The organism is Brachybacterium sp. AOP24-D1-21 (assembly GCF_052378665.1).
In the GTDB taxonomy this organism is placed as follows: Bacteria; Actinomycetota; Actinomycetes; order Actinomycetales; family Dermabacteraceae; genus Brachybacterium.
Genome location: NZ_JBQSXX010000001.1, coordinates 1,435,014 through 1,460,214, shown reverse-complemented (window position 1 = coordinate 1,460,214; position 25,201 = coordinate 1,435,014). Strand labels below are relative to the sequence as shown.

The window sequence follows — 25,201 nt, the reverse complement described above, 5'->3', positions numbered from 1 at the left end:
GGGCCGCTCAGGCGCTCGGCGGGACCAGACGGGTCATGATCATCAGCATCTCGGAGTTGGTCCCGTAGGGGTCCTCCTCCGAGGGCCATCCCTCCGCCTTGTCGGTGCGGTAGATCATGCGGGCCGGGGCGTAGAACAGGGTGGTGACCGGGAACTGGGTCATCATCACCTCGACGAGCTTCCCCGTGAGCTCCTTCTGCGCCTCCGGATCGGTCTCCCCGGAGAGCTCGGCGACGATCTCGTCGGTCTCGGGGTCGATCCAGCGGCCGACGTTCGCGAAGACCGTGTCCGCGGTGGGGACCTGATCGGAGGAGAGCTTGGAGCCGAGGTTGCGGGCCACTTCGCAGCCGCCGTGGAGGTACTCCAGCAGCAGGTCGAACTCGCCGTCCTTCTTGTGCTGGTCCACGGCCTCGGGCGGGGAGGTCTGCACGCTCGCGTTGATCCCCATGGTCTGCAGGTTGCGGACGACGACATCCGCCGCAGCCTGGTAGTCGATCCACCCTGCCTGCACCATGAACTTCGGGGCGAAGGCGGTGCCGTCGGGCAGGGTCCGGAACCCGTCGCCGCCCTTGGCGTAGCCGGCGGCGTCCAGCATCTCCTCGGCCTTGGCGGTGTCGAAGGGGATCACGGTGTCTTGGCCGGCATAGGCCTCGGGCAGCAGGTTCTCGGCGTAGGGGAGCTTCAGCCCGGTCTGGGAGGCGGGCGCCATGACGCCATAGGTGGACTTGGCGCTGATCTCGTCCTTGTCGATCCCCTGGCTGATGGCCTCGCGGAAGGCGACGTCGTCGAAGGGTGCCTTGGTGAGGTTGAAGGTGAGCACGGTCGAGCCCGCCGGGGCATACCAGAAGTGGTTGAGCTCCGGATCCTTCGAGGCGAAGGCCTGCTCGGGGTTCGGGATCTCGCCCCAGTAGGCGTCCAGATCACCCGCGGCGAGCTTGAGCGCGGCGTTGGTGGCGTCGTAGTTGCCCTCGAGCACCAGCTCCTGCACAGCAACCTTGTCGGCCTGCCAGTAGTCCTCGCGGCGGGCCAGCACCAGCTGGCGTCCGTTGTAGGAGCCGACGGTGAAGGGTCCGGTGCCCACCGGCTCCTCGTCGACGTACTCGACGGGATCCCCGACCTCGCCCCACACGTGCTGGGGGAAGATCTTCGCGGTGATCAGGCTGTCGAACTTCGCGGCGGCGAGTCCCGAGAACTCGATGGTCACGGTGCTGCCCTCGGCCGTCACCGACTCGGCGGGCGCACCGAAGGTCTCGTTCCACAGCCCGATGTCATCTGCGCCGGGGAACTCCTTCTTCAGGTTCAGGGTGAAGGCGATGTCCTCGGCGGTGAACGGCTCGCCATCGGACCAGGTCACACCGTCGCGCACGGTGAAGATCAGCGTGGTCTCGGAGGCCCATTCGAACTCGGTGGCGAGCCACGGCACGATCTCGCAGTTCATGGAGCTGCGGATCATCAGCGGCTCGTAGAAGTAGGTGCGGGAGGTGGCGTTCGGGGACAGCGGGTTGAAGTTCTTGATGCCGGCGACGTTCTCGGCGACCTCGGAGGGGAAGGTGAGCTGGGGAATCGTGGTGCCGTCCCCGCTCGCTCCACCACCGCCCCCCTGGTTGGTCTGGATCTTCCCGGAGCAGGCGGCGGTGCCCGCGACGAGTGCAGCGGCGAGGGGGCCGGTGGTAAGGAGGGTCCTTCTCTTCATCGAGTACTCCTGGGGTCGTGCCCGGCGTCCGTGGGCGGATGTCCGCACGCCGGGTGGGTCGGGTGCGGGCTTCGACGCGGGAGGCAGGACGTCTCAACGATGAGCGGGCCAACAGTGAGCGGGGTCACGCACCGGTCGAAGAGGATCCATGTTAGCGCTTACATCAAGAATGTCAACGCTTACATTCCCGCCACGAGGGGTGCGAAGCGACAGCCGGCAGGGGACGGGCAGCTCAGGGCGAGAGCTGGGAGGAGGTCGCGGCCGCCGCCAGATCCTCCGCCAGGCGCCGCATCTCCTCGGACGTGAGGTCATGCACGGTCAGCCGCAGATGGCGGGACGGTTCCGCACCGGGCGCGAGCTGGAAGTCGTCCCCGGTGCGCACCAGCCATCCTCGGCGCATGAGCCGCTCGGCGACCACCCGTGCGGGCTCGGGCACGGGGACCCACAGGCTCATCCCGTCACCCGCCTGCACCGGCAGGCCCAGCGCCGTGAGCTGGGCGGCGAAGGCGGTGTTCTGCGCGGCGTAGTGGGCGGCGGCCCGATCGATCAGCGCGAGCGCGTCGGAGTCGGTCATCACGGCGCGGGTGATCCGCTGGAGCAGGTGGCTGACCCAGGTGGTGCCTGGGCTGAGCCGCTGGGCGAGCCGACCGGCTGTCTCGGGGTCGGTCGCGGTGACGGCCAAGCACATGTCGGGGCCCGCGAACTTCGAGACCGAGCGCAGCAGCGCCCAGCGCCGGTGACCGGGGCCGACGATCGAGTGGAAGGGCTGCTGGGAGAGGAAGGAGTAGTAGTCGTCTTGGATGACCAGCACATACGGGTGCTCGTCGAGGACCTCGCGCAGGGCCGCCGCGCGTTGCACGGTGAGGGAGGCGCCGGTGGGGTTCTGGGCGCGAGGGGTGCACACGACGGCCCGCACCCCCTGGTCGAGCGCCGCACGGAGGCCCTCGACGGTCATCCCCTCGGCGTCGACCGGGACCGGGACCGCGCGGTAGCCGCCGTGCCGGGCGATCTGGATGCTGGCGAGGAAGCAGGGATCCTCGAGCGCCACGGCGTCGTCCCGCATCAGGGCTTGGGCGAGCAGCCGCTCCACGGCATCGACGGCGCCGCTGGTCAGGGTGAGGTGCAGGTCCGCAGGATCTCCGGGGGCATCGGGGCTCATCCACTCCCGGGCCCACTGCTCGAGCTCGGGGTCGATGACTGGCTCGCCGTAGAGCACGGGGCGTCCGGCCGCGGCGGTCAGCGCCGGGCCGAGGTCCGGGATCAGCCGCGGGTCGGGGTTGCCGGTGGCGACATCCCGGAGCGATCCGGCGGGCGCGAAGCCCTCCTGCGCGACGGCCTGGCGCTGCGAGACTCGGGTGCCGGCGCGGCCCAGGGAGACCACGACGCCGGAGCGGGCGAGCGTGCGATAGGCGGCGACGGCGGTGTTGCGGTTGATCCCGAGCTGCTCCGCGAGCGCGCGCACCGGGGGCAGGCTCTGCCCGGGGGCCAGGTCGCCGCGGTCCACGAGGGCCCGCACGCTGTCGGCGATCTCCGCCGCGGTCCCGCCGCTGATCACCAGCTCGTCGTCCATGCTCACCCGCTCGAGTCTAGGCCGCTGCTCCGGGCGCCGTTCCCGGGATGACCCGCTCTCGCCCTCTGGCCTGGGCCGTGCTACGTTTTGGCCTAGGTCAATGTGGTGCAGGGAGGGTCGACGCGTCGGATGCCGTCGGCCCGCGCCGCGCGAGCGACGAGAGCACCCCGATGAACACCACTGGCACCACCCCCCGCACCAGCACGCCCACCCCCAGCGCCCCCACCACCGGTGCGCCCGCCACGGGCACCGGCGCGGTCAAGCGCGGCCTGGCCGACATGATGAAGGGCGGCGTCATCATGGACGTCGTCACCGCCGAGCAGGCGAAGATCGCCGAGGACGCCGGCGCGGTCGCGGTGATGGCCCTGGAGCGGGTCCCTGCGGACATCCGCGCCCAGGGCGGGGTCTCCCGCATGAGCGACCCGGACATGATCGACAGCATCATCAGCTCCGTCTCGATCCCGGTGATGGCCAAGGCCCGTATAGGCCACTTCGTCGAGGCGCAGGTCCTCCAGGAGCTGGGCGTGGACTACATCGACGAGTCCGAGGTCCTCTCCCCCGCCGACTACCTCCACCACATCGACAAGCACCGCTTCACCGTTCCCTTCGTGTGCGGTGCGACGAATCTCGGCGAGGCCCTGCGCCGCATCACCGAGGGCGCCGCGATGATCCGCTCCAAGGGCGAGGCCGGCACCGGCGACGTCTCCGAGGCCACCAAGCACATCCGCACCATCAACGCCCAGATCCGGGAGCTGTCGGCGAAGAGCGAGGACGAGCTCTACCTCGCCGCCAAGGGCCTGCAGGCCCCGTACGCGCTGGTCAAGGAGATCGCCGAGACCGGCTCCCTGCCCGTGGTGCTGTTCGTGGCAGGCGGGGTGGCCACCCCGGCGGATGCCGCGATGATGATGCAGCTGGGGGCCGACGGGGTGTTCGTCGGCTCCGGGATCTTCAAGTCCGGCAACCCTGCCGAGCGGGCCGCCGCGATCGTCAAGGCGACCACCTTCTACGACGACGCCTCCGTGATCGCGGAGGTCTCCCGCGGGCTCGGCGAGGCGATGGTGGGCATCAACGTCGCCGACCTCCCCGCTCCGCACCGCCTGGCCGAGCGCGGCTGGTGACCAGCGCTCCTGCACCGTCGTCGGCCACGGAAGGACCCGCCCTGCGGATCGGGATCCTCGCTCTGCAGGGCGACGTGCGTGAGCATGAGCGCGCGCTCGAGAGCCTCGGCGCCACGACCGTGCGGGTGCGCCGGGAGGCGGATCTCGTCGGCCTCGACGCCCTGGTGCTGCCCGGTGGCGAGTCGAGCGTGATCGACAAGCTCTCGCGGGCCTTCGGGCTGCGGCAGCCCCTACGAGCGGCGATCGCGGCCGGCCTCCCTGCGTATGGGACGTGCGCCGGCATGATCCTGCTGGCGGAGCAGCTGGAGGATGCCATCGCGGGTCAGCAGACCCTCGGCGGGCTCGACATCACCGTGCGCCGCAACGCCTTCGGCCGACAGCAGGAGTCCTTCGAGGCGACGCTCCTCCTCCCGGCGCTCGGCGACGAGCCGGTCGCGGCGACCTTCATCCGTGCCCCGGAGGTGGTCCTGGCGGGCCCGGACGTCGAGGTGCTCGCGCGCCTCGAGGACGGCCGCATCGTGGCCGTCCGGCAGGGGAATCTTCTGGCCACGGCGTTCCACCCGGAGGTCTCCGGAGAGCTGCGATTCCACCGGCTGCTGCTGGAGAGCGCCGCCGTGCGACGAGCAGAAGGCACCGCCGAGGCCTCCTGACGCGGCCCCAGGGCTTCAGCCTCGCAGCAACGGCGCGATCTCACGGCCCCACGCCTCGACGGCCGGCAGGTCGCGGAAGTCGCCGGTGGGGGTGCGCATGGACTTCAGCAGCACCCGTTCATGCAGGGGGATCCGGTCCATGAGCACCCAGCCGGGGAAGTTCTTCACCGCGACCGGGCTGACCGGGAGCTTCTCGAGGAAGGCGTCGGTCGCCTTCTGCTTCCCGCCCTTGGCCGGGTCGGAGGCCGAACCGGAGCAGGAGAAGAACGCGAAGGGCTGCCGGTCGAGCACCGGTGCGTGCTGCTGCGCCCAGGCGGCGGCCGTCTTCTCGATTGCCTCGACGCGTACTCCTGAGCCGAGCACCACGGCGTCGTAGTCGGCCGGATCGGGCGAGTCCTCGATGTCGATGAGGTCCGCCTCGAGCCCGGCGGCGCGCAGTGCGGCGGCGAGGGTCTCGGCGAGGGTGCGGGTGGCTCCGGAGTGGGTCGCGTAGGCGACGAGCACGGTCATGGGGACCATCCTGCCAGCCGCTCCGCCAGCCCAGCGGGACCGAAGTCTCGTGGCGCCTGTCTGCCTGACCGAGCGCCCGGTCGAGCACTCGCCTGAGCGCTCGCCCTGATGGTCTCGTTTTCCGGGCGGGCGGCGACGAGATCCCCGGTCAGCGGCAGATCACGATCCTGCTGTCATGACCGCCTGGTCACTGGATAGCGCCCCCGCAAAGGCGGACAATCTCAGCATACGGCCCGGCCGTCGTGGCCACAGCCGCCTCCTTGAGGAGCCCGCCATGAAGAAGAGAGTCCTGTCCGTCCTCGCGACGTGCGCACTGCTGCTCGGCCTGGGGATGTTCGCCCCCGCCACGGCCACCGCCGCCCCCTACTGCGGCCTCACCTGGGGCTCGCTCCCAGAATCCGCCACGGGAATGTCCTCGGCGCAGATCAAGAACCTCCGCTCCGGTCGGCACTCCTGCTTCGACCGGCTCGTCGTCGACCTCCAGGGGGACGTCTCGGGGTATACCGTGCAGTACGTCAGCCGGGTGTCCCAGCTCGGCTCCGGATTCACGGTTCCCCTCAGCGGCGCCGCTGACCTGGAGATCCTGATCAACGCCCCGGCCCACGATGGCGACTACCGCGCGACCTTCAGCCCGCGCCACCGGACACAGGCCGTGAACGTCGACGGCTACCGCACCTTCCGTCAGGTCGCCTTCAGCGGCAGCTTCGAGGGACAGACCCTGATCGGGCTCGGCGTGCGCGCCCGGCTCCCGATGAGGACGTTCGTGCTCGACGGCCCCGGCGACGGATCCCGCCTGGTGATCGACGTGGCCCATCGCTGGTGAGACCCCGTCTCTCCGGCCTTCCACGTGACCGGCGGTCCACCCCCGTGCAGGGGAGGACCGCTGGTCTCCCCGTGCGCGGGCACGGCCTGTCGGCCCGCTTCCCACCTGCATCAGCGGATCAGCCGGCGCTCCCGTGCCACGCGCAGCGCGGAGGTGCGGCTGTCCACGCCGAGCTTGTCGTAGAGGTGGACCAGATGGGTCTTCACCGTCGACTCCGAGATGAACAGAGCCTTGGCGACCTCCCGGTTCGTGGCGCCGGTGGCGAGCGCCTCGAGGATCTCGGTCTCGCGCGGTGAGAGAGCGGTGGCGGGGTTGGTCATCCGGGCCACCAGCCGCTGCTGCACCTCGGGCGAGAGGATGCTGCGCCCGGCCGCGGCCTCGCCGACGGCGGCGATCAGCGCCTCGGTGGGAGAGTCCTTGAGCACGTAGCCGGTGGCGCCGGCCTCGAGGGCGCCGACGATGTCCGCCTCGGCGTCGAACGTGGTCACGGCGAGCACCTGGACCGCGGCATAGCGGGCGCGCAGCTGCCGGGTGGTCTCGATCCCGCCGATCCCATCGCCGAGGTTCAGGTCCATGAGGACGAGATCGGGGACGCTCTCGGGGGTCTGCGCGAGGAGGTTCAGCGACCTCATCGCCTCGTCTCCGGAACTCGCCTCCGCGACCACCTCGATCCCCTCGTCGGCCTCGAGCAGGGCGCGCAGTCCTGCCCTGACCACGGGATGGTCGTCGACCATCATGATGCGGATGCTCATTCGCCTGGCTCCTGGAGGGGGGTCGACCCAGCGGGGTTCGGTGGGGCGGGGTTCGGTGGCGTGGGGTTCGTGGGGTCGGAGGTGAACGGGGTGCGGGTCGGCAAGGAGAGGCCGACGGTGGTGCCCTCTCCCGGTGCCGAATCGATGGTCACCGTCCCCCCGGCGCGGTCCATCCGCGCGCGCAACAGGCGCAGCCCGTCGCCGCCCTCGCCCTCACCCCGGCGGGGAGCGGCAGAAGGATCGAAGCCGCGGCCGTCGTCGACCACGTCCAGGCTCACCCGATCCGGCCACCAGGCGAGGGTGAGCACGCAGCGCTGCGCCTCGGCGTGTCTCTGCACGTTGGCGATGAGCGACTGGGCGGCACGCTGCAGGGTCTCGACCTGCGCTGGTTCCAGCTCGCGCGGTGTGCCGTCGATGCGGAGCTCCCAGCGGGGCTGCTCCCCCAGGTCCCCGAGCGCCTCGGCCCGCGAGATCGCGGCACGCAGCGCCTGTTCGAGGGTGGTCTGCGGAGCGCGGTCGGCGAGATCCCGCACCAGGCGGCGGGCGTCGGCGAGGTTCTCGCGGGCGGTGTCCTCGATGCGGCCGAACTCGACGCCGGCCGTCGGGTGGGCGTTGCGGGCGCCGCGGCTGAGCATGACGATCGAGTTCAACCCCTGGGCGAGGGTGTCGTGGATGTCCTGGGCGAGGCGCTGGCGTTCTTCGGCGATGCCCTTGCGGCGCTCGGAATCGGCCAGCTCGGCCTGGGCGGCCCGCAGCTGGACGACGAGTTCCCGGTTGCGGTCCGTCTCCTGCAGCAGCCGACGGTAGACGGCATGGGCGATCAGTGAGAATGCCGCCCCGACCAGCGGGCCGAGGATCTCGCCGACTCCCAGCGACCACTGCTCGCGGGCGATCACGGGGGCGATCACCGCCCAGAGCGCGACCCCCCACATCACCAGCGGTCCGGCGATGCGGCCGAGCGCGAACAGGACCAGGAAGAACAGCGGGAAGGCGATCCAGACGAAGGCCGCGGAGACGAAGGTGCTGGCCATCCAGGCCACGCAGAGCGTCAGCACCCAGCCGCGCGAGGGCAGCAGCAGGTCGGTGCGGGTGGAGCGTCCCGCTGCGCCGCGGGCCAGGGCGCGCTGGGATCCGAGCAGGTAGATCGCGGCGACCACGGCGGCGGCGAGGATCGCGAGAGCCGGCGTCACCGCCTCGGCAGTGATGGCCCGCAGCGCGCCGACGCTCGGCAGCACCAGGAACGCCACGTGCATCGCGCCGCGCAGGGTGGCGGCGAGGGCGGAGGCGGTGTCGCCCTCCGCGACCGCTCGGCCGGCGGCAGCGGCCGGCGCCGGCATCACAGCACGGGGCGCTTCCGGAGAGGGGGCACGATCGACATCCACCCTGTCACTGTAGAGGGGGCGACAGCGCTGACACATCGTCCGAAAGGTCCGGTGCGGTGAAGGCTCACGGAGCGGCGAAGGCGCCAGGGCCGGCCGAGGCTGCTATCGGCGCGGATGCTCTCGGCCGACGGAGGTCATCGGGGCGGGGCGTGCGGTGGACCTGCGCACGAGCATGATGATCCCGAGCACGACGGCGACCAGAGCGATTCCTGCGATCACCACCACCGCGAGGATGGCCAGGAGGAAGAGGATGCCGAGGACGGAGACGTCCATGGGGACCTCCTCTGCCGTGTTCTGCTGTCGCGGGAGCGCCCGCCTCCCGAGGCTCCAGGATACGTCCGTGCCTGCGACGACTCACCGCCACAGCTGACCCGAAGGCCGTCCCGTCACAGCGCAGCGGCCGGTCCCTCCGCGGAGGGACCGGCCACTGTCACCGCGGAGCACGGACCGGTGAAGGCCGGTGCTGCAGGACGAATCCGGCGCCGTCGTCGAGCCGGCGCCGAGGCTCAGCTCAGGCCGTGGGGATGACCAGGCCGGAGGCGTTGCTCGTCGCGTTCACGAACCGCGCCTGAACATCAGCCCAGTTCACGATGTTCCAGATCGCCTTGACGTAATCCGCCTTCACGTTCTGGTAATCCAGGTAGAACGCGTGCTCCCACATATCCAGTTGGAACAGCGGGATCGTCGCGACCGGCACACCGTTCTGCTGATCGTAGAACTGCTCGATCACGAGATTCCCACCGAGCGGCTCATACGCGAGCACAGCCCAGCCCGAGCCCTGGATACCCAGCGCCGCCGCCGTGAAATGCGCACGGAAAGCATCGAACGACCCGAAGAACTCATCGATCGCCGCAGCGAGCTCACCGGTGGGCTTGTCGCCACCCTCGGGCGAGAGGTTCTTCCAGAAGATCGAGTGGTTCGTGTGACCACCGAGATTGAACGCGAGGTCTTTCGAGAACTGGTTCACCGTCCCGAAATCATTCGCCTCACGAGCCGCAGCGAGCTTCTCCAGCGCCGTGTTCGCGCCCTTGACATAGGTCGCGTGGTGCTTGGAGTGGTGCAGCTCCATGATCTTCCCGGAGATCGAGGGGTCCAGCGCGCCATAGTCGTAATCGAGATCAGGAAGCGTGTAGTCAGCCATGTGGATCATCCTTTCAATGGTGGTGTTGCCACGACAATAAGACCTCAAGTGCACTTGAGGTCAAGACCTCTCCGCGTCGCCCTCGGGGAACTCGGTGACATCCTCGAGGCGGCGTGGTCCCGGGCCGATCTCGGCGAGGGCGTCATCCGGGTTCAGCAGTGCGCAGGCCTTGAGCGAGAGGCAGCCGCAACCGATGCAGCCAGTGAGCTCGTGCTCGAGCCGTTCGATGGCCCGTCGCCGCTCCTCGAGCCGCTTCTTCCAGCGCCGGGAGGCACGCTGCCAGTCCGAGTGCGAGGGGGTGCTCTCCATCGGGACATCTCCGAAAGCCTCTTTGACATCGGACAACGGCATGCCGAGCCGTTTCGCGACGGAGATCAGGGAGACCCGACGCAGCATATGGCGAGGATAGCGACGCTGGTTACCGCCAGTGCGCACCGAGCCCACCAGACCGAGCTCCTCGTAATAGCGCAGCGCCGACGTCGCGACGCCGGTGCGGTGGCTCATCTCGCCGATCGTCAGCAGGTCATCGGGCTCGTGGGTGGGGTTCACCCGGACCCCCTCTCCTCGTGCTCCATGTCATGGCCTGTGCCGCGCCCATCTCGGGTGCGTCTCCTTGACCTCAAGTGCACTTGAGATCCTACGCTCCGAGGAGCATCGAGTGAGAGGACCGAATCCCGTGACCTATGTGATCGCACTGCCCTGCGTGGACGTCAAGGATCGAGCGTGCGTGGACGAATGTCCCGTGGACTGCATCTACGAGGGCGACCGGATGCTCTACATCCAACCGGACGAGTGCGTGGACTGCGGGGCCTGCGAGCCCGTCTGCCCCGTCGAGGCGATCTTCTACGAGGACGACACCCCGGACCAGTGGGCTGAGTACTACAAGGCCAACGTCGAATTCTTCGATGACCTCGGCGCCCCCGGCGGAGCGGCGAAGATGGGCGTGATCAACAAGGACCACCCCATCATCGAAGCCCTGCCCCCGCAGCCGAACCCGCTGGCCTGAGGTCCCCGCCGGCCTGACGTCTCCGCTGGCCTGACGTCTCCGCTGGCCTGATGTCAGAGCCCTCACATCGTTGTCACTTCTGACGACACGCCGCTGACCTGCATGAACCGTCGCCACGGAGGTCGTACAGTGCGGGCATGACCACCACTGACATCGCTGTGAGGACCACCGACGGGTCCACGTTCAGCATCGGTGAGCTGTCCTCCCGCACCGGGGTCAGCCATCGCTCCCTGCGGTACTACGAGGAGCAGGGCCTGCTCCTGGCCGAGCGCACCCCGGCCGGGCATCGTCGCTACGGCCAGGAGGCGGTGGACCGGGTCGGCCTGGTCCAGCGGCTGTTCGCCGCCGGGCTCACGAGCACCGAGATCCAGCCGGTGCTGCCCGGCCTGGTCCGGGAGGGGTGCCGCACCGAAGATCTCGTGGCTGTGCTGAGCGAGCACCGCGAACGCCTGCGGCAGGAGATCGCCTGGCAGCTCGACACCATCGACATCCTCGACGAGGTCATCGAGTTCCACGGACAGTCCTGAAGCCCCCGGCCCGGGAGTCGCCGCGCCTCCCCACTTCCCGTGAGACCTTCCGCGGAGGAGACTGGGCGGACCCTCTCGAAGGAGGCCAGCCATGGCCAAGTACGTGCTCCTGAAGCATTACCGAGGTGCCCCGGCCGGGGTGAACGACGTCCCGATGGATCAGTGGTCCGAGCGCGATGTCGCGGACCACATGAAGTACATGGAGGACTTCGCGGACCGACTGCGGGAGAGCGGCGAGTTCGTGGGCTCGCTGGCGCTGTCCGCCGAGGGAACCTTCGTGAGGTACGACGGAGTGGGCAGTCCCCCGCTCACCGATTCCGCCGCCCTCGACGCCAAAGACCTGGTGGCAGGTTGGATGATCATCGACGTCGCCAGTCATGAACGGGCCGTGGAGCTGGCCGCCGAGCTCTCCGCGGAGCCCGGGAAAGATGGCGAGCCGATCCCACGAATGGCTCGAGCTTCGGCCCGTCCTCGACTGATCACGGCGCCGGTGGTGTCGAGAACCATCCCACCAGGCGGCTCGGGGATGTCCTCGAGCACGACCTGACGGAGATCACTCAGCCGGCCGCGCCTCGCGTTCAGCCCCGACGGGCGAGCCCGTACTCCCGGCTGAACCCGCTGTTCAGGTCGGAGATCCGCACGGTGACGATGCCAGCGGCGTCCACCGTGTAGGTCTCCTCGATCTCCGGCCCGCCGTCCCGGCGCTCGACCGTGACGGCGGCGAGCTCCGCCGCGCCGAGCTCGCGCAGCGCGGGATCGAAGGGGAAGAGGACGTCCGCGAAGGGGACCAGGTCACCGCGGGGCTCCCCGGCCTCGTCGAGCGCGGGATGTTCGACGTAGCGGAACCAGCCCAGATTGTGAGCGGCCGTGTAGCGCCTGGTCACACTGGTGCTGCCGGTCTGCGGCAAGGGCGCGTCCGGGGTGAGGACCTGATCGAAGGTGACGCCCTCGCCGGAATCCGCCTCGCGGAACACCCCGATGCCGCGGGAGAGCCGGTCGGTGAGGGTGACATCGGCGTCAGGGTCCACGGCGATGGCCAGCCCGATCGCTGTCGAGGCTGCGGGATAGGGCGAGCGGTGCACCCGTCGGCCGAAGCGTTCGCGCAGCAGCCTGGCCACCAGCGGCAGACCGGAACCGCCGCCCACCAGGTAGATGCCGGCGATGCCGGAGTCCGCGTCGAGGGCGCCGACCAGCGGCGTCATCACCTCCAGGGTGCGCTCGACGAGCGGTGCCGCGGCGGCGTAGAAGTCGTCCACGGAGAGGATCACCGGGTCATGCTCTGCGGAGATCTCGATCATCACCCGGCGGGTCTGCGGGGTGAGGCGCTCCTTGGCCTCGCGGCACTCCTCACGGAGCGCGGCGTGCTGATCCGCAGTGAGGTCCTCGGGACGCAGTCCCGCCCGTTCGAGCGCGAGGTCCGCGAGGACCTGGTCGAAGTCGTCCCCGCCCAGGCGGTTCTCGCCGCGGCTGCCGAGCACCACGTGGCTGGCGCCGTCGGCTTCCACCAGGGAGCTGTCGAAGGTGCCGCCGCCCAGGTCGTAGACCGCGATCCGGGTGCGGCGCGAGGTCAGGGAGCGACTCTGGTGGTGGGTGTACTCGAAGCCCGCGGCGGAGGGCTCGTTGATCATCGCGATCACGTCGATGCCCGCGCGCCGGAATGCTTCGAGGGTCATCACCCGCTGAGCGGAATGGGCATGGGCCGGGACGGAGACCGCGACCTCCCCCACCGGCTCCGGCAGGGCGGTGCGCACGGCGCTGAGGTAGCCGGTGAGCAGATCCAGCAGGGCGAACTCACGCCCGCCCAGCTCGACCGTGGTCCCGGGATGCGTGGTCGGGTCTCCGAGCAGTCGCTTGAAGGAACGCAGATGGGGTGCCCCGGCCCGCGCCGAACGCTCTGCCTCGAAGCCGTGCACCAAGGCGTCGCCCTCGAGAGCGATCACGGAGGGGAAGTGGTCGTGCGGATCCCCGTCGGGGTCCAGGAAGCTCAGCACCGGGTAGTTACCCCGATCCACTCCCGCTGCAATTGTCCTGGTCGTGCCCACATCTATACCGATCCGCATGTGCTGAAGATACCCCCGGGGGGATTCCGGAGCGTCGCGGTTCCACGCAGTTCCACGTCGCGTCCGTCACGGACGCCCCCGCGCCCCGCTCTCCTCTCACTATTGCTGCCCTGGCGACTGATGCGAAGGTCCGCATCGGTCGCCAGGGCAGCAGAACCGGACACCCCGCCCGCGCTCAGCGCAGGTGCCGCTCGTACGCCGCGGTGGTGAGGAAGGCCGGGAACTCCTCGCCGAGCACCGCATCCTTCAGCAGCTCGACCGCTTCTGGGATCCGGCTGCCCGGGGTGTCCGTTCCGGGATCACCGCCGAGCTCCTCGGCGCAGCGGTCGATGAAGTACTCGATCCGCTCTTTGACGATCGGCATGCCCTCCTCGGTGAGCATCCCCTGGTTGATCCACTGCCACAGCTGAGAGCGGGAGATCTCGGCGGTCGCCGCGTCCTCCATCAGGTTGTCGATCGCCGCGGCGCCCTGGCCCCGCAGCCAGGAGTCGAGGTAGCGCAGCGCCACCCGGATGTTCTGGCGGATCCCGGCGGTGGTGATGCGGCCGCCCTCGACCCGCAGGTCCAGCAGGTCCGCGGCCGTGACCCGCACGTCCTCCCGCATGCGTGCGAGCTGGTGGGGTCGCTCCCCCAGCACCGCGTCGAACTCGGCGCGCGCCGCCGGGATCAGGTCGGGGTGCGCGACCCAGGTGCCGTCGAATCCGTCGGCCGCCTCCCGCGCCTTGTCCTCGGAGACCTTCGCGAAGGCGTTCGCGGTGACCGCAGGGTCCCGACGGTTCGGGATGAAGGCGCTCATCCCGCCGATCGCGTAGGCGCCGCGGCGGTGGCAGGTGCGCACCAGCAGTTCCGTGTAGGCCCGCATGAACGGGACAGTCATGGTCAGCTGCGAGCGGTCAGGCAGGACCTGGTTGCGGCCGCGATCGCGGAACTGCTTGATGATCGAGAACAGGTAGTCCCAGCGGCCCGCGTTCAGCCCCGCGCAGTGATCGCGCAGCTCATAGAGGATCTCGTCCATCTCGAAGGCTGCGGGGAGCGTCTCGATGAGCACCGTGGCGCGGATGGTGCCGTGCTCCAGGCCCAGGTGCTGCTCGGTGATGGTGAACACCTCGTCCCACAGCCGCGCCTCGAGATGGGACTCCAGCTTCGGCAGGTAGAGGTAGGGCCCGGTGCCGCGGGTGATCAGCTCGTGGGCGTTGTGGAAGAGGTACAGGCCCACGTCCACCAGCGAGGCGGAGGCTCGGCAGGAGCGGCCATCGGCCCGCTGATACCGCAGCTGCTGCTCGGGGAGGTGCCAGCCGCGGGGCCGGAACACGATGGTGGGGGTCTGCTCCCCCAGCCGGTACTCCTTGCCCTCGTCGCTCACGAAGTCGATCCGCCGACGGATCGCGTCATGCAGGTTCAGCTGCCCGGTGATGACGTTGTGCCAGGTGGGGCTCAACGCGTCCTCGCCGTCGGCGAGCCACACGTTCGCGCCGGAGTTCATCGCGTTGACGGTCATCTTCCGATCGGTGGGGCCCGTGATCTCGACCCTGCGGTCCGTCAGGCCCGGGCCGGCGCCGGCGACCTGCCAGGTCGGGTCGTCCCTGATTGCGGCGGTCTCGGGGCGGAAGTCGAACATCGCACCACCCGAGATCGCCTCGCGCCGCATGGCTCGCGAGGTGAGCAGCTGCGAGCGGCGGCTGGCGAAGCGGTCGTGCAGCTGGGCGAGGAAGCTCATCGCCTCCGGGGTGAGGATCTCGTCGAAGCGGTGCTCCATCGGTCCGAGCAGCTCGATCCGGCTCGGCTGGGGGGTAGCCGGGACGGTCTGCGGGGGCCGCGGGGAACGAGGGCCGGGCGGGGTGGGACGCTGCTGGGTGAGGGTCATGATCCTGCTCCTTCTGGGGAGGTCGTGCGGGGGGCCGACGGCGGGGCGCGGGCGCGGGTGCAGCCCGGTACGTGGGGGTGGGGTGCGGCGATCAGAACTGCGCCGTCTCGGTGGAGCCGACGAGCGCGAGGGTGCTGGAGGACGGGTTCAGGGCGGTGGCGACCCGGTCGAAGTAGCCGGTGCCCACCTCGGCCTGGTGGCGGTGGGCGGTGAAGCCGCGGTCCGCTGCCGCGAACTCGGCCTCCTGCAGCTCGACGTAGGCGCTCATCTGGCGTTCCTGGTAGCCGGCGGCCAGCTCGAACATGCCGTGGTTCAGCGAGTGGAAGCCGGCCAGGGTGATGAACTGGAAGGCGTAGCCCATGGCGGAGAGCTCGCGCTGGAAGGTGGCGATCTGGGCGTCGTCCAGGTGGCGCTTCCAGTTGAAGCTGGGCGAGCAGTTGTAGGCGAGCTTCTGCTCGGGGAAGTCGCGGTGGATCCGCTCGGCGAAGGTGCGGGCCAGCTCCAGATCCGGCTCGGAGGACTCCACCCACAGCAGGTCCGCGTACTCCGCATAGGCCAGGCCCCGTGCGATCACCGGCTCGATCCCGGGGCGGACCGCGTAGAACCCCTCCGCGGTGCGCTCCCCGGTGAGGAAGGGCTGATCCCGTTCGTCGATGTCGCTGGTAAGCAGGTTCGCGGCGAGGGCATCGGTGCGGGCGATGATCACCGTCGACGCGCCAGCGACGTCCGCGGCGAGGCGCGCGGCGCTGAGGGTGCGCACGTGCTGCGACGTGGGGACCAGGACCTTGCCACCCATGTGGCCGCACTTCTTCTCGCTGGCCAGCTGGTCCTCCCAGTGCACACCCGCGGCGCCGGCCTCGATCATCGAGAGCATCAGCTCGTAGGCGTTCAGCGGGCCGCCGAAGCCGGCCTCGGCGTCGGCGACGATCGGCGCCATCCACTCGCGGCTGGTCGTGCCGGTCTCCGCGTGCTCGATCTGAGCTGCGCGCTGCAGGGCGTTGTTGATGCGGCGCACCACGGCGGGCACCGAGTTGACGGGGTAGAGGGACTGGTCGGGGTAGGTCTTCCCGGAGAGGTTCGCATCGGCCGCGACCTGCCAGCCGGAGAGGTAGATGGCCTTCAGCCCGGCGCGGACCTGCTGGACGGCCTGGTTGCCGGTCAGAGCACCGAGGGCCCGCACCCACTGCTCCGGATCGGAGGTGTTCAGCTCGATGAGGTCCCACAGGGTCTCCGCGCCGCGGCGGGCGAGGGTGCGCTCCTCGCGGACGGGCCCGGCGAGCGCGATGACGTCCTCGGCGGTGTGGTCGCGGCGCACGTTCCGCCAGCGGGGGTCGATCTCCCAATCGCGGGCGAGCTCCTCGGCGGTCATGGTCTGGTCTCCGGCACGGGGGGTGCCGGGCGCGGTAGGAGGGAGAGAGGTTGCGGGAGGGATGGGGGTGGTGGGAGGGATGGGCGTGGTCATCGTCGGCTCCTCGGGATCGATCGGGGTGTGCGGGGCGGTGGGTCCACCGTCGCTCTCGACGAACTTCATCGAGTAGTCACACTCTGCAGCCCACGTAAGCCCCCTAGAACCCCCCGATTCGAAGAACTTTCTCGATATTTCTGTCGATCAGAACTTTTCTATGGCACCGTGTGCGCATGGTGCACGACGAGGTTGCTCCCGGCCCGGCGACGACCCCTGCGACAGATGTCGAGGATGACTCCTTCGACCCGCTGCTGATCGGTCAGCGCATCCGTGCGCGCCGGCTGGAGCGTGGTCTCTCCCTCGCCCAGCTGGCGCAGCGGGTCGAGCGCGCCCCTTCCCAGCTGTCCGTGATCGAGAACGGCAGGCGGGAGCTGAAGCTCGGCGAGCTGCGAAGGATCGCCCGCGCGCTCGAAGTGGGCGTGGATGACCTGCTGGAGCCCGAGCCGCCGTCCCGTCGGGCGGCACTGGAGATCGCGCTGGAGAGAGCCCAGGCCGGCACCCTCTACCAGAGCCTCCCACTGCCCGAGCTGCCGGTGCGCAAGTCTCTCTCCGATGCGGCGATCGAGACGATCCTGGCCCTGCACGAGGAGCTGCGGCGCCTGCACGAAGAGCGGGCCGCGACCCCGGAGGAGGCGCGGCGGGTGAACGGACAGCTCCGCCAGGAGCAGTCCGAGGGCGGGAACTACTATCCCGAGCTCGAGGAGGCGGCCCGGGAGCTGCTGGAGCAGATCGGGCATCGAGGCGGGCCGCTGTCCCAGTCGAAGGTGTCACTGCTGGCCGCGAAGCTCGGCTTCTCCCTGCACTCGGTGCCCGACCTGCCGCATTCGACCAGGTCGATCACGGATTCGGAGCATATGCGGATCTACCTGCCGCTGGGCAGGGCAACCTCGGATCCTCGCACCACGGTGCTGCAGGCGATCGCCGCCCATGTGCTGCAGAAGGGCGAGCCCGCGGACTACGGGGACCTCCTGCGTCAGCGCGTGGAGACGAACTACCTGGCCTGCGCGCTGCTGCTGCCCGAGGCGGGGGCACTGGACTTCCTGCACCGGGCGAAGGCGGAACGGGAGCTGTCGGTCGAGGATCTGCGGGACGAGTTCGCTGTCAGCTACGAGATGGCTGCGCACCGCTTCACGAACCTGGCCACCCATCACCTGGGCATCCCCGTGCATTTCCTGAAAGTCCACTCCTCCGGCACGATCCTCAAGGCCTACCAGAACGACGAGGTCCGCTTCCCCACCGATGCGCTCGGCGCGGTGGAGGGGCAGCGGGTGTGCCGCTGGTGGAGCGCGCGGCGGGTGTTCCGCAGCGAGGACCGGATGGGGCAGTACTGCCAGTACACCGACAAGCCGGGTGGCACCTATTGGTGCACCTCGCACATCGAATCCGGTCCGGGTGGGGAGTTCTCGATCTCGGTGGGCACCGCCTACCAGCACACGAAGTGGTTCCGGGGCCGGGAGACGACGGTGCGCCACTCCTCCTCCTGTCCCGATCCGGTCTGCTGCCGAGAGCCGGATCCGACGCTCGTGGAGCGCTGGGAGGGGTCGGTGTGGCCGGTCGCGCGGCTGCACGCCTCGCTGCTGGCCGCGATGCCGACGGGCACCTTCACCGGGGTGGACCGGGTCTCGATGCTCGAGTTCCTCGAGCGGCACGCCCCGGTGGCCGACGGGAGCGCTCAGGGGCAGGAGGACTGAGCTGCACTCCGCTCAGGCCAGCACGAGCTCGATCCCCGGGTGAGACCCGAAGATCTCCAGCACCGTCTCGAAGTAGGTGGGGCCGCCCTCGGCGTCGAGCTGCTCGAGTCGGCGACGGAGGAGGTCCTGGTCATACCGCTGCGGGGTCGCGAGCTTCGTGAGCAGCTGCTCGCGGGTGGCGCGGAGACCGAGTGCGGCGGCGGACAGTTCGTGCTCCTCCCACACCACCCGGGCCGACTCGTGCCGGTGCAGGGCACCGTACCCGCCGTACAGCAGATCGTCGAGGGCATCGAGGCTCTCCCCCAGGCGCCAGTCCTCCCCCTGCATGAAGACGCGGTTCACCTCCTCGTAGAAGGAGGCGATGTCTTCGACCCGTCGGCCGTCGATGTGCAGAGTGATCATCGGGTCCCTCCTCGCAACTCGGTGCGGATCCGGGGCAGGGCGCCGGGATCTCCGGCGCATGACGCGCGGGCACCGGCATGCCCGTGCACCGGCATGCCTGGGCACCATCATGTCCGCGCACCATCATGACCGAGCCGGCCCGTGCGCCAACACCGCGAGCGATGCCGAGGGGCAGCATCTCGCCGCTACGAGCGGGCGACCCCCACGACCAGGAGGGTGGCGAGTGCGGCGTAGACCGTGCCGGCCGCGCCGTCGAGCGCCAGGCGCACCTTGCGGCGGCCCAGCACAGCATCCCGGAACAGTCCGGCCGCGCTGCCGATCGCGATGTCCGCGATGAGCCCCGTGGCCTGCAGCAGCAGGCCCAGCATGAGGATCTGGCCGAAGGGGTGCTCATCCGCCGAGCCGAGGAACTGGGGCAGGAAGGCCACGAAGAAGAGCGCGACCTTGGGGTTGGTGAGGTTCACCAGGAAGCCGCGACGGAACACGTGGGGGACCGTCTGCGCGTCTGCCATCGCCGCCCCCGCGTTCCGCCAGGTGGTGACGGCGAGGAAGAGGAGATAGCCCGCGCCGGCGATCCGGATCGCATCGAGGGCCGACGGCAGCTGCGTCAGCGCCACCCCCAGCCCCGTCGCCGCGACGAGCACCCAGATGGTCATCGCCGAGGTGACACCGAAAGCTCCGCACACCGCCGCTCTGCGGCCCTGATTGATCCCGGTCGCGACCAGGAAGGCCATATCCGGTCCGGGGGTCACCAGGATCACGAGCACCGCCACCAGGAAGGCAGGGAGGACGGACACATCGAGCACTTCGCTACCTCGAACTCTCAGCGGGAGGAACTCCCGGAACCACGCCCTCACCTGGGCCAAGAGAGACGGTAGAGCTCGGCGATGTGGCGGCGCAATCGCCGACTTGCGGGCAGAATGCGCGATGTTTCCGCACTCTGTCGGGTGGCGTTACGCTGATTGCGTGCTCGACGACCTGGACTACCGCCTCATCGCCCTTCTGCGCTCCAACAGCCGCACCCCGGTGGCGGTCCTGGCGCGGGAGCTGGGGATCAATCGCTCGACCGTCACCTCGCGGATCGACCGGCTCGTGGACACCGGCGTGATCGAGGGATTCACGATCCGGGTCAGCAGCGATCTCGAGCAGGACTCGGTCCAGGGCGTCATGCTCGTGTCCACCGAGACCCGGCGCAACCACGACATCGTCCACGAGATCCGCGGCTACCCGGAGATCGAGCTGCTCCACTCGACCACCGGGACCTGGGACCTCGTGATCCAGCTCCGCTGCCGCAACCTCTCCGAGTTCGATCTGGCGCTCGAGCGGATCCGGGCCATCCCCGGGGTCAACTCCACGCAGACAAGCCTGCTGTTCAGCTCGCTGCGGACCGCGTAGTCACGCGTCGGCACCGGAGGCCCCACCAGGGGGCGCGGTGCAATGCTCCGCGGTGTGGGGGCCTGCCCGGCCCGCGGCCCCCACGGGTCGGGCGCCGCTGCCACCACATCGCGTAGCCCCACAGGATCATCGCGACCAAGGTCGAGGCGATCAGGAAGAGCACGATCTGGTTGACGAGGCCGAACATCGTCCCCATGTGCAGGTCGATGCCCCAGCGCGTGAGCTTCGCGGCAAGATCCTGCTCGGCGAAGTCGGTCCGGTCGATGACCTCGAGAGTGGCGCCGTCGACAGCCACGGCGTCGACCTTCGTCGGGTAGCTGCGTTGGATCTCCTGCACCACCCAGGCCGAGTCGGCGTCGGCCGGGGGAAGGATCTCGACCAGGCCGGTGTCGACGTTGACGGCCTTGCCGGCAGCGAGAACGTCGTCGATCGCCGCCGGATCGGTGCGGTCCGTCGGCCCGGTCGTCGACGCCTCGCCCGACACCGCGCCCGGCGCATCGCCCAACGCCCCGTCGGAGCCGTGACCGGGCTCCCCGGCCCCCTCGCCGTACATATCGTGCTCACCGTGCGCGTCCTGCTCGCCATCGGCCCCATCCCCGTCCCCGTGCTCGCCGTGCTCGGTGTGCGCCCCCTGCTCGCCCCCGGCTACGGTTCCGTGGCCTTCATGCGCCCCCTGTCCGTCGGCCGCCACCTCCGTCCCAGCACCGGCAGCGGGCAGCTCGGAGCTGACGGCCTGGGTGGTGAATCCGAAGGCCTCCCTGATCGTGCCGATGTTCCCGCCGCCGTACTGCGACCAGGTGATCCCCGTGGCGGCGAGGAAGAGCGCGCCCAGCAGCACCCAGATGCCGGCCGAGGAGTGCAGGGAGAGGGTGCGTCGGTAGCCGCGCGCCCGCAGATCCGGTCGCACCAGGTCGCGCCTTCGCCGGGAGCGCCGAGCCCGCCGGATCCACAGCCCCAGCCCGGCCAGGGCGATCACTCCGAGCCAGGAGGCGGAGAGCTCGCTGTAGAGCCGTCCCGCGTCCCCGAGGTGCAGGTTCCGGTGGAGCTGGTCGATCCAGCCGCGCAGCGGCAGGGCCCTGCTGGTGCCGTACACGGTGAGGTCACCGCGCACCTCGCCGGAGGCGGGATCGAGGAAGATCGCCCGGGACTCGCCCTCGGCGAGCGCTTCGTCGACGAACATCACCCGGGTGGTGTCCCCGGGCTGCGGTGCCGGTCTCACGGCGGCGAGCTGTGCGTCTGGCCCGATGTAGGCCTGCGCCGCCTCCACCTGGTCTGCGAGCGGAAGCGGGGCGGCGTCGGCCGGGGCGGTGAGCGCCTCGGCGTGGACGACCTTCTCGAGCTGGGGGCTCACCGCGTAGAGAGCCCCGCTGGCGGCGGAGATCAGCAGGAACGGGCCCACCAGGATCGCGGCGTAGAAGTGCAGGCGCAGCAGCAGCGGACCGAGCCAGCCCTGCGAAGTGCGGGAGGCGGCCATGGTCTGTCCTCAGCTCTCGATGAGTCGTGCGGAGATCACGGTGTTGTCCAGGTGGTGCCCGTCCACGTCGAGGTCACCGCTGCAGGTGATCAGGCGCAGCTCCGACCCGTCCGTCTTCCCGTAGACGGCCACCGTGGGGAACTCGTCCTTCGGGTACCGAGCCGCGTCGTACACCTCGAAGGTCGCGACGGTGCCGTCCTCCCGGTCCACCTCGATGCGGTCCCCCGGCTGCAGGCCCCCGAGCTCGAAGAAGACCGAGGGTTCACCGCCCCAGGTCACGTGACCCTCGATGACGGCGGGCCCGGACTCCCCCGGGGTGGGAGAGCCGTCGAACCAGGCCGCGAGATCCGCCTGCTCCCCACGGGGGGCCAGCAGCTTCCCGTCCTCGCCGAGACCGATCGGGAAGACCCGCTCGTCGACGCCGATCGAATCGATGCGCAGGCCAGTCGGCTCGGACGCCGGGAGCGCAGCCGCGGCGGCCGTCTCCGGCGCCGCGGTCGCCGGCTGCTGCGAAGGCTCGGCGGTCTCGGCGCGGTGAGCGGCCGACGACTCGTCACCTCCGGCGTCCGACGGCTCCGCGCCGCCGCCGTCCGAACCTGCGCCGTCCGAAACTGTGCCGTCCGCACTCGCACCGGTCGTGCGCAGCGCGGGCTCCGGCGGGGCGCCGACCTGACTGGTCAGCGCGAACACCAGGAGCGCCGCACCCAGCAGGGCGAGGGCCGCCAGAACGACGGCCGCCGTGCGACGGCCGCCGTTCTGTCGGGATTCTCCGTGAGAGGTCATCTCACTTCTGGGTCTGACGACGACGCAGTGCGAAGGCACCGGCGGCCGCTGCGGTCAGCAGCCCACCACCGGCGAGCATCGCACCGGACTGCTCGATCCCGGCAGTGGTGCCGTCACCGGTCTCGGCACCACCCTCGGGCCACTGCTCCATCTGGGCAACGTCGAGCGTTCCGCAGGCGGCCGGATCGGTGGCCTCGGAGGGCAGGTTCGGGTCGAGGTCGGAGACGACATCGCCGTCGTACGCCCCGCTGCCGTTGTGGTCGACGCCGTGGACGACGATCACGCCGTCGCCGGCGGCGATATCCGCGGCGACCTCGTCGCTGACCTCGATGGTCCGCTCATACGCATCGTCGCCCACCGGGAACCGGTCCACGGCCAGGCCGCTGTCCGGGCTGGTGTCGCCCTCGGTGGTCAGCGAGGTGACGATGTGTCCATAGTCGTCGTGGGCGTCGGAGACCTGGATGGCCCCGTTCTCGCCGCTTCCCTCCATGTTCGGATCGGGGCACTGGTTCTTGCCGCCGACGTGGATGTGCTGGGCATGCGGGGACCCGGCCAGCAGGCCCGTGTTCTCCAGGTTCACGGTGACTTCATTGCCCTCGACCGTGACCCAGGCGGTGCCGGAGGCCCCGGAGTCGTTCAGCTCGGTGAGGTGGGCCTCGAGGGTGGTGGATCCGTGTCCGCCGTCATGCCCCTCGGCCAGGGCGGCACCGGAGGCCCCGAACATGCCGAGCACGGCCGTGGCCGCGAACAGGGGGAGCAGTCGCTTCGTCGTCGTGCGCATCATGACTCCTTCGTCGGACGCCGGACGACCATGCAGCCGTCGTGGGCGGCGTTCCATCACGTGGTTCGGAACCCAGGGCGGATCGGATGGGAGGGAATTTCCCGGCGCGGCGGGGAGGGCTCGTGACCGGAGGCCCCGGGCGCAGAAGCCGCTGGTCACCGGCGCCGACCGCGTCGGCCCGACTGATCGGTCGAGAATCTCGACAGGCCCACCCGCGGAGGCCAGCATGGCAGGACCGGCAGTCCGCCCCTCGATGGAAGGAACCACCGATGACCGACCTCTCCGCCCTTGCCCTCACCTGCTCGCTCACGCCCTCCCCCGCGCCCTCGAGCAGCGATCGTCTCGCCCGACAGCTGCTGGACGAGCTCGAGCAGCACGGCGTGAGCACCTTCTCCGTGCGGGTCGTCGACCATGACGTCAGGCCGGGCGTGGCGGTCGACATGGGCGCCGGAGACGCGTGGCCGGCCCTGTACGAGAAGGTGCTCGCGGCGGACATCCTGGTGCTGTCCACCCCGATCTGGCTCGGCCACCCCAGCAGCATCGCCCAGCGCGTGCTGGAGCGACTGAACGGCGACTCGGAGACGGACGAGGGAGGTCGTCCCCGCGTCTTCGACAAGGTCGCTCTGATCGGCGTGGTCGGCAACGAGGACGGCGCGCACAAGGTGACCGCGGATCTCGGTCAGGGTCTGAACGACGTGGGCTTCACCCTGCCCGCGCAGGGCGCCACCTACTGGGTGGGCGAGGCGATGGGCTCGACGGACTACCAGGACCTCGAGAAGGTGCCCGAAGCGGTCGCGTCGACGATGGCCACAGCCGCCCGCAACGCCGCCCACCTGGCACGGCTGCTGCGCGGCACCCCGTACCCGGCGCTCGACTGAGGCCCGCCGGCTCCGTCACGGACGTACCCTGACCCGCATGCGCATACCCCGTACCCTCGCGATCGTCCTCGCCGGCGGTCAGGGCTCCCGAATGGGCGCCCTGACAGACGAGAGAGCCAAGCCCGCCCTGCGGATGGGTGGCTCCTACCGGCTGATCGACGTGGCACTGTCCAACCTCGCCAACAGCCACCTGTCGACCGTCTGGGTGATCGAGCAGTACCTCCCCCACTCCCTGAATGCGCATCTGGCAGCGGGCCGGCCCTGGGACCTGGATCGCAATCACGGTGGCCTGCGCACCCTGGCCCCGTTCGAGGGAGCTGAGGGTGAGGGCTTCGCGGCAGGGAACAGCGACACCCTGTGGCGGCAGAGGGCGCTGATCGCCGAGTTCGATCCCGAGCTGGTGGTGGTGCTCAGCGCCGATCACCTCTACACGATCAACCTGCTGGACGTGCTCGACACGCATGCGGCCGCCGGCGCGGACCTCACCATGGTCACCACCCGCCTCCCGCAGGACGCGTCCCGCCACGGGGTGGTGCGCGCCGCGGAGGACGGGGCCATCGAGCGGTTCTGGTACAAGCCGGAGAATCCACCGACCGACCTGGTCGCCACGGAGATCTTCTGCTTCGACGCCATGGCACTGCTCGATGCGCTCGAGACCCTGCCCGATCAGGTGGGTGAGCTGCAGGACTGGGGCGATGACCTGATCCCCCACTTCGTGGAGCACCGTCGCACCGTCGAGCACCGCCTCGAGGGCTACTGGCGGGACATCGGCACGCTCGCCTCGTACTGGGAGGCTCACATGCATCTGCTGGACGGGGACGGGGTCACGCTGGATGATCCCGACTGGCCGATCTTCTCCGCCCAGCCGCAGCTGCTGCCCTCCCGGGTGCGGGACGGCGCGCACGTGCGCGACGCGCTGCTCGCCCAGGGCAGCGACATCGCGGGCACGGTGGTTCACAGCGTGATCTGCCCGGGAGCGGTGATCGAGGCCGGCGCCGAGCTGGTGGACTGCGTGGTGCTCGACGGCGCGCGCATCGCCGCCGGTGCACGTCTGCACGGCTGCCTGGTGCAGGACGGGGCGCAGGTTCCGGCGGGAGCCCGGCTCGGGACCGAGGAGATGGTCACGCTCGTGGCGGCCGACGGCACGGCGGCGGAAGCGGTCTCGCGGGAGTGACGCCGGTCGTCATCCGCGTCACGCGCCCTGGGCCGGCCTCGGAAGTGCAGGACTCATCCGTG

Annotated in this window: 26 protein-coding genes; 10 read left to right on the top strand and 16 right to left on the bottom strand. The window is 70.1% G+C overall.

Going from position 1 to position 25,201, the window contains the following annotated elements:
* Nucleotides 1-7 precede the first annotated feature (7 nt).
* The gene (locus ACT3UF_RS06570) at nt 8-1,693 is read right to left on the bottom strand and encodes an ABC transporter substrate-binding protein (protein ID WP_444608175.1); all 1,686 of its coding nucleotides are present in this window, start codon (nt 1,691-1,693) and stop codon (nt 8-10) included.
* 232 nt (nt 1,694-1,925) lie between these two features.
* Nucleotides 1,926-3,263 (bottom strand): aminotransferase class I/II-fold pyridoxal phosphate-dependent enzyme, encoded by a 1,338-nt coding sequence (locus tag ACT3UF_RS06565; RefSeq protein ID WP_444592071.1) that lies wholly within the window; start codon nt 3,261-3,263, stop codon nt 1,926-1,928.
* Nucleotides 3,264-3,433: 170 nt separating this feature from the next.
* Between ACT3UF_RS06565 and pdxS the strand changes: the two genes are divergently transcribed.
* A complete protein-coding gene (gene pdxS / locus ACT3UF_RS06560) occupies nt 3,434-4,381 on the top strand; it encodes a pyridoxal 5'-phosphate synthase lyase subunit PdxS (protein WP_444608174.1) in 948 nt (315 codons plus the stop codon).
* A complete protein-coding gene (pdxT, locus tag ACT3UF_RS06555) occupies nt 4,378-5,031 on the top strand; it encodes a pyridoxal 5'-phosphate synthase glutaminase subunit PdxT (RefSeq protein ID WP_444592061.1) in 654 nt (217 codons plus the stop codon). Before pdxS ends, pdxT begins: the two co-directional genes overlap by 4 nt.
* 15 nt (nt 5,032-5,046) lie before the next feature.
* On the opposite strand, the gene ACT3UF_RS06550 is transcribed toward pdxT, so the two are convergent.
* A complete protein-coding gene (locus tag ACT3UF_RS06550; protein ID WP_444592060.1) occupies nt 5,047-5,541 on the bottom strand; it encodes a flavodoxin domain-containing protein in 495 nt (164 codons plus the stop codon).
* A 274-nt stretch (nt 5,542-5,815) separates the two neighbouring features.
* On the opposite strand from ACT3UF_RS06550, the gene ACT3UF_RS06545 reads away from it, so the two are divergent.
* Nucleotides 5,816-6,364 carry an AMIN-like domain-containing (lipo)protein gene (locus tag ACT3UF_RS06545; protein ID WP_444608173.1) on the top strand — a complete coding sequence of 183 codons (549 nt, stop codon included), beginning with the start codon at nt 5,816-5,818 and terminating at the stop codon, nt 6,362-6,364.
* Nucleotides 6,365-6,474: 110 nt separating this feature from the next.
* Here ACT3UF_RS06545 and ACT3UF_RS06540 read toward each other — a convergent pair whose 3' ends face one another.
* The 5 genes from ACT3UF_RS06540 to soxR all read right to left on the bottom strand — a co-directional run bounded on the left by ACT3UF_RS06540 (nt 6,475) and on the right by soxR (nt 10,188).
* On the bottom strand, nt 6,475-7,116 hold the full coding sequence (locus tag ACT3UF_RS06540) for a response regulator (protein ID WP_444606426.1): 642 nt from the start codon (nt 7,114-7,116) through the stop codon (nt 6,475-6,477).
* Nucleotides 7,113-8,498: a sensor histidine kinase gene (locus ACT3UF_RS06535; protein ID WP_345075941.1), complete on the bottom strand. Its 1,386-nt coding sequence runs from the start codon at nt 8,496-8,498 to the stop codon at nt 7,113-7,115. The genes ACT3UF_RS06540 and ACT3UF_RS06535 overlap by 4 nt, the downstream gene beginning before the upstream one ends.
* Before the next feature lie 102 nt (nt 8,499-8,600).
* On the bottom strand, nt 8,601-8,771 hold the full coding sequence (locus ACT3UF_RS06530) for a hypothetical protein (protein ID WP_345075939.1): 171 nt from the start codon (nt 8,769-8,771) through the stop codon (nt 8,601-8,603).
* A 238-nt stretch (nt 8,772-9,009) separates the two neighbouring features.
* Complete coding sequence (locus ACT3UF_RS06525; RefSeq protein WP_345075938.1) at nt 9,010-9,639, bottom strand: superoxide dismutase; 630 nt, start codon at nt 9,637-9,639, stop codon at nt 9,010-9,012.
* A gap of 60 nt (nt 9,640-9,699) precedes the next feature.
* Entirely contained in the window at nt 9,700-10,188 is a 489-nt protein-coding gene (gene soxR / locus ACT3UF_RS06520; protein ID WP_444592056.1) for a redox-sensitive transcriptional activator SoxR, read from the bottom strand.
* A gap of 127 nt (nt 10,189-10,315) precedes the next feature.
* On the opposite strand from soxR, the gene fdxA reads away from it, so the two are divergent.
* The 3 genes from fdxA to ACT3UF_RS06505 all read left to right on the top strand — a co-directional run bounded on the left by fdxA (nt 10,316) and on the right by ACT3UF_RS06505 (nt 11,719).
* Nucleotides 10,316-10,645 (top strand): ferredoxin, encoded by a 330-nt coding sequence (gene fdxA / locus ACT3UF_RS06515; RefSeq protein ID WP_345075936.1) that lies wholly within the window; start codon nt 10,316-10,318, stop codon nt 10,643-10,645.
* A 137-nt stretch (nt 10,646-10,782) separates the two neighbouring features.
* Nucleotides 10,783-11,172, top strand: a complete 390-nt coding sequence (locus tag ACT3UF_RS06510) for a MerR family transcriptional regulator (protein ID WP_444592055.1) — start codon at nt 10,783-10,785, stop codon at nt 11,170-11,172.
* Nucleotides 11,173-11,263: 91 nt separating this feature from the next.
* Nucleotides 11,264-11,719 (top strand): YciI family protein, encoded by a 456-nt coding sequence (locus ACT3UF_RS06505; RefSeq protein WP_444592054.1) that lies wholly within the window; start codon nt 11,264-11,266, stop codon nt 11,717-11,719.
* A 31-nt stretch (nt 11,720-11,750) separates the two neighbouring features.
* Here ACT3UF_RS06505 and ACT3UF_RS06500 read toward each other — a convergent pair whose 3' ends face one another.
* The 3 genes from ACT3UF_RS06500 to aceA form a co-directional block, all read right to left on the bottom strand.
* Nucleotides 11,751-13,232, bottom strand: a complete 1,482-nt coding sequence (locus ACT3UF_RS06500; RefSeq protein WP_444592053.1) for an Hsp70 family protein — start codon at nt 13,230-13,232, stop codon at nt 11,751-11,753.
* A gap of 175 nt (nt 13,233-13,407) precedes the next feature.
* Entirely contained in the window at nt 13,408-15,096 is a 1,689-nt protein-coding gene (aceB, locus tag ACT3UF_RS06495) for a malate synthase A (protein ID WP_444608172.1), read from the bottom strand.
* Nucleotides 15,097-15,187: 91 nt separating this feature from the next.
* The gene (gene aceA, locus ACT3UF_RS06490; protein WP_441445958.1) at nt 15,188-16,558 is read right to left on the bottom strand and encodes an isocitrate lyase; all 1,371 of its coding nucleotides are present in this window, start codon (nt 16,556-16,558) and stop codon (nt 15,188-15,190) included.
* Between the two features lie 176 nt (nt 16,559-16,734).
* On the opposite strand from aceA, the gene ACT3UF_RS06485 reads away from it, so the two are divergent.
* Entirely contained in the window at nt 16,735-18,252 is a 1,518-nt protein-coding gene (locus ACT3UF_RS06485; RefSeq protein ID WP_345075929.1) for a helix-turn-helix domain-containing protein, read from the top strand.
* Nucleotides 18,253-18,264: 12 nt separating this feature from the next.
* Here the strand turns inward: ACT3UF_RS06485 and ACT3UF_RS06480 are convergent, their stop codons facing one another.
* On the bottom strand, nt 18,265-18,654 hold the full coding sequence (locus tag ACT3UF_RS06480; RefSeq protein WP_345075928.1) for a barstar family protein: 390 nt from the start codon (nt 18,652-18,654) through the stop codon (nt 18,265-18,267).
* Nucleotides 18,655-18,839: 185 nt separating this feature from the next.
* Nucleotides 18,840-19,451, bottom strand: coding sequence for a LysE family translocator (locus tag ACT3UF_RS06475; protein ID WP_442332629.1), 612 nt, complete (start codon nt 19,449-19,451; stop codon nt 18,840-18,842).
* Nucleotides 19,452-19,620: 169 nt separating this feature from the next.
* Between ACT3UF_RS06475 and ACT3UF_RS06470 the strand changes: the two genes are divergently transcribed.
* Nucleotides 19,621-20,049 carry an Lrp/AsnC family transcriptional regulator gene (locus ACT3UF_RS06470; protein WP_441445960.1) on the top strand — a complete coding sequence of 143 codons (429 nt, stop codon included), beginning with the start codon at nt 19,621-19,623 and terminating at the stop codon, nt 20,047-20,049.
* On the opposite strand, the gene ACT3UF_RS06465 is transcribed toward ACT3UF_RS06470, so the two are convergent.
* The 3 genes from ACT3UF_RS06465 to ACT3UF_RS06455 are packed head-to-tail and all read right to left on the bottom strand — an operon-like array spanning nt 20,027 to nt 23,087.
* Nucleotides 20,027-21,523, bottom strand: a complete 1,497-nt coding sequence (locus tag ACT3UF_RS06465; protein WP_444592051.1) for a PepSY domain-containing protein — start codon at nt 21,521-21,523, stop codon at nt 20,027-20,029. The two genes, ACT3UF_RS06470 and ACT3UF_RS06465, sit on opposite strands and share 23 nt — an antisense overlap.
* 9 nt (nt 21,524-21,532) lie before the next feature.
* The gene (locus tag ACT3UF_RS06460) at nt 21,533-22,306 is read right to left on the bottom strand and encodes a class F sortase (RefSeq protein WP_444592050.1); all 774 of its coding nucleotides are present in this window, start codon (nt 22,304-22,306) and stop codon (nt 21,533-21,535) included.
* Nucleotide 22,307: 1 nt separating this feature from the next.
* Entirely contained in the window at nt 22,308-23,087 is a 780-nt protein-coding gene (locus tag ACT3UF_RS06455) for a hypothetical protein (protein ID WP_444502049.1), read from the bottom strand.
* Nucleotides 23,088-23,356: 269 nt separating this feature from the next.
* Between ACT3UF_RS06455 and ACT3UF_RS06450 the strand changes: the two genes are divergently transcribed.
* Both ACT3UF_RS06450 and ACT3UF_RS06445 read left to right on the top strand, forming a co-directional pair.
* Nucleotides 23,357-23,965, top strand: coding sequence for a flavodoxin family protein (locus ACT3UF_RS06450; protein WP_442332632.1), 609 nt, complete (start codon nt 23,357-23,359; stop codon nt 23,963-23,965).
* A 37-nt stretch (nt 23,966-24,002) separates the two neighbouring features.
* Nucleotides 24,003-25,139, top strand: a complete 1,137-nt coding sequence (locus ACT3UF_RS06445; protein ID WP_444592049.1) for a glucose-1-phosphate adenylyltransferase family protein — start codon at nt 24,003-24,005, stop codon at nt 25,137-25,139.
* Nucleotides 25,140-25,201 lie beyond the last annotated feature (62 nt).